Annotated in this window: 1 protein-coding gene; it reads right to left on the reverse strand. The window is 64.8% G+C overall.

The features are described from left to right. Nucleotides 1–230 (reverse strand): NAD(P)H-hydrate dehydratase (locus SB724_RS22100; protein WP_410573260.1); only part of this gene is annotated, 230 nt, incomplete at both ends.

A 230-nucleotide genomic window follows, 5' to 3' on the forward strand; every position in this document is an offset into this window, starting at 1 on the left:
GGCGATATCGGGAAACAGCCGAGCGAATTCACCATCATGCGGCGTCAGCACCAGACGCGTCTCGCCGCCGGCGAACAGGTCGAACAGCCGCTTCGGCTCCTGGCGAAACGAGGTGATGCCATCGGCGTCGAGAACCAGATGGCGGTCGCTGAGTGCGGCGGCATAGTCCCTCGCCTGCTCGCCGATGCCGAAACCGGGTCCGAGCACGAAGGTCTGCAGGCGATCGTCTT

Source organism: Bacillus sp. SIMBA_031, assembly GCF_046535225.1.
GTDB classification, from domain to species: Bacteria; Bacillota; Bacilli; order Bacillales; family Bacillaceae; genus Bacillus; species Bacillus velezensis.